The organism is Arhodomonas sp. AD133 (genome assembly GCF_051195215.1).
Taxonomy (GTDB): domain Bacteria; phylum Pseudomonadota; class Gammaproteobacteria; order Nitrococcales; family Nitrococcaceae; genus Arhodomonas.
On the sequence record NZ_JBNAZM010000114.1, the window covers coordinates 1 to 2,746 of the forward strand.

Below are 2,746 nucleotides of genomic sequence, written 5' to 3' on the forward strand. Positions count from 1 at the left end.
ACCATCACTGGAGCGTTTACATTTCATACCAGCAATTCTACCAGAAAATGACATTACTTTCTAAAAGATTAGTAAATGGTGCGTATTCCGGCGAACGTGACCGCGGATTCCGCTGTTCGTGACCGATGTTGGCAGCGGTGTGCGCTGGGCGGAGTTCATTGAGCGTTATCGGTCACGATGGGTCAAGCTCCGGTTCCTGGGTTTTGCGCATGGAAGCGCCCTTCAGTGGCAGTCGATGGGCGTTGTGGAGCAGGCGGTCGAGGATGGCGTCGGCGAGGGTCGGTTCGCCGAGGTAGTCGTGCCAGTGTTCGACCGGGAGCTGGCTGGCGATGAGTGTGGAGCGCAGGCCGTGGCGGTCCTCGAAGAGTTCCATGAGGTCGTTGCGCTGGGCGGCGCTCAGCGGGGCGATGGCCCAGTCGTCGAGGATGATCAGTTCGGTGCGTGAGAGCTGCTGCATGAGCCGCGGGTAGGAGCCGTCGGCATGTGCGATGCCGAGTTGCTCAAGCAGCCGAGGGACGCGGAAGTAGCGGGTGGAGAGCCCCTGGCGGCAGGCCTGGTTGCCGAGCGCGCAGGCGAGATAGGTCTTGCCGGTGCCGGTGGGGCCGGTGAGCAGCAGGTTGTGTTTGTGGTGGATCCACTGGCAGCTGGAAAGCTGAGCCATCTGCCCGCGCTGCAGGCCGCGGGTCTGGCGGTAGTCGATGTCCTCGGGGCAGGCACTGGGCAGTCGCAGTCGAGCGGCCTTCAGTAGCCGCGTGAGGCGGCGGTTGTCGCGGGCGAGGATCTCGCGGTCGAGGAGCAGTGCGAGGCGCTCCTCGAAGGCCAGCTCGTGGGTGGCGGGCTGGGCGAGTTGCTGCTCGAAGGCTTGGCGCATGCCGGTGAGGCGCAGGGTGTCGAGCTTCTCGAGGGTTTGCTGGGTGAGCATGGGCTGGTCTCTCCGTGGGTGGATCAGTGGTAGTAGCCGGGGCCGCGGACGTTGGCGTGCAGCGGCAGTGCCGTGGTCTCCGGGGTGTCGTTGAGCTCGGCGCGATCCAGGCCGCTTTTGAGGATGGAAGCGATGCTGCGGTAGCTCGGCGAGCCGACGTGCACGGCGCGGCGGCAAGCCGCTTCCAGGCGGGCCTGGCCGTAGTGGCGTGAGAGGTTGAGCAGGCCCAGGCAGGCGCGGTAGCCGTGTTCGGGGTGGGGACGGCCTTCGAGCTGACCGCGGATGACGGCGAGCGTTGCCGGACCAATGGCCTGCGCCCAGTTGAGAAACCGCCCGGGCGTCCATTGGTGGTGCTTACGATGGGCCCGGGGCATGTGCTCGGTCAGCGTGCTGTGGGCACCACTGCCGTGGCGCGGGTGTACGGCGATGCGGCGGCCCTTGTGGAAGAGCTCCACGCTGGTGGCGGTGACGCGCGCTTCCAGGCGCTGGCCGACCAGGGCGTGGGGTACGGAATAGAAGCGCCGGGCGATCTCCACGTGGTAGTCGATGCCGGGTTTGACGTGCTTCCATTCGGCGTATTCGTAGGGCTCGGCCGGCAGCGGCTGCATCGCCGGGCGGTCGAGCCGCTCGAAGAGCTCGCGGCGGCTGTAGGGCAGGCGCTGCAGGCGCCGCTCGTTGAGCTCTGCGAGCAACTCGGCGATGGCGGCGTTCAACGCGGCGAGCGAATGGAAGGTGTGGTGGCGCAGCCGGGCGAGGATCCAGCGCTCGACCACCTGCACGGCGACCTCCGCCTTCGCCTTGTCCTTCGGTTTGTAGGGGCGCGCCGGCAGCACGGCGACGCCATAGTGGCGGGCCATATCCGCATAGGTGGCGTTGAGCTCGGGCTCGTAGCGAGACGCGCGGGTCACCGCGCTTTTCAGGTTGTCCGGGACCAGCAGCGACGGAGCCCCGCCAAAGAAGCGCAGGGCGCGCTGGTGGGAGGCGATCCAGTCCGGCGCCGACTGGGTGCGGGTGGCCTCGGCGTAGGTGTAGTTCGACGCGCCCCACACGGCGACGAACACCTGAGCGTCGCAGACCTCGCCGGAGCTCGGATCGATGATCGGGACGCTCGGCCCACAGTAGTCGATGAACAGCTTCTCGCCGGCGCGGTGGTGCTGGCGCATGGAGCGGCGCTGGGCGGTGCGCCAGCGCCGGTAGCGCTCGCAGAACTGGCTGTAGCGCAGTGCCCGCTGCCCGTGCGCGGCAGCGTACTCGCCCCAGAGCAGTTGCAGCGTCACGCCCTTGCGCTTGAGCTCCTGGTGGATCTCGAGGAAGTCGGGCTCGGCGAATCGCCCGGCCTTGGCCGGGGACGGAAACAGCAGCCGCTCGAGCGCCGCCTCGTCCATGCCCTCGGGCAGGGGCCAGGCAATGCCCTTGGCGTTGGCGAGGCTGACGTACTTGCCGACCACGCCCTTGGAGAGGCCGAGCGCGGCGGCGATCTTCGCGTGACTGAGCCCGCCTTGGTGTTTCAGCCGCAGGATATCGGTGAGTTTGCGCATGGTGATCCTCGGTGCCGGCATCCACTCTCCCCCGTCGAGTTGGCAAAAGGAGGGCTATATGCCTGTGGCGATTCAGGATTACCAGCGCACACCGCCGGGATTCCGGCATCGTGACCGCGGTTTCCGGGACCGTGACCACGGATTCCGGTATCAGGGCCGAAATCGGTCACGATCAATCGGAATCCTCGGTCACGTTCCGCCGGAATCAGCGTAAGCGCCGTTAAATCGACGCTCTTGCCTCAGTCGTATTGGGCGACTTTTTTCGAAGCGGGTAACCCGGCATTCC

The 2,746-nt window shown here is 66.6% G+C and carries 2 protein-coding genes; both read right to left on the minus strand.

Annotation, left to right across the window (positions count from 1 at the left end):
* Positions 1–172: 172 nt before the first annotated feature.
* On the minus strand, positions 173–922 hold the full coding sequence (istB, locus tag ACPEES_RS23100; RefSeq protein WP_435106808.1) for an IS21-like element helper ATPase IstB: 750 nt from the start codon (positions 920–922) through the stop codon (positions 173–175).
* Positions 923–945: 23 nt separating this feature from the next.
* Complete coding sequence (gene istA / locus ACPEES_RS23105) at positions 946–2,481, minus strand: IS21 family transposase (protein WP_435106810.1); 1,536 nt, start codon at positions 2,479–2,481, stop codon at positions 946–948.
* Positions 2,482–2,746: the final 265 nt, after the last annotated feature.

What these genes read in the sequence shown, in the direction of transcription:
- istB (WP_435106808.1), bottom strand. Translation starts at nt 922, where the DNA reads ATGCTCACCCAGCAAACCCTCGAGAAGCTCGACACCCTGCGCCTCACC.
- istA (WP_435106810.1), bottom strand. Translation starts at nt 2,481, where the DNA reads ATGCCGGCACCGAGGATCACCATGCGCAAACTCACCGATATCCTGCGG.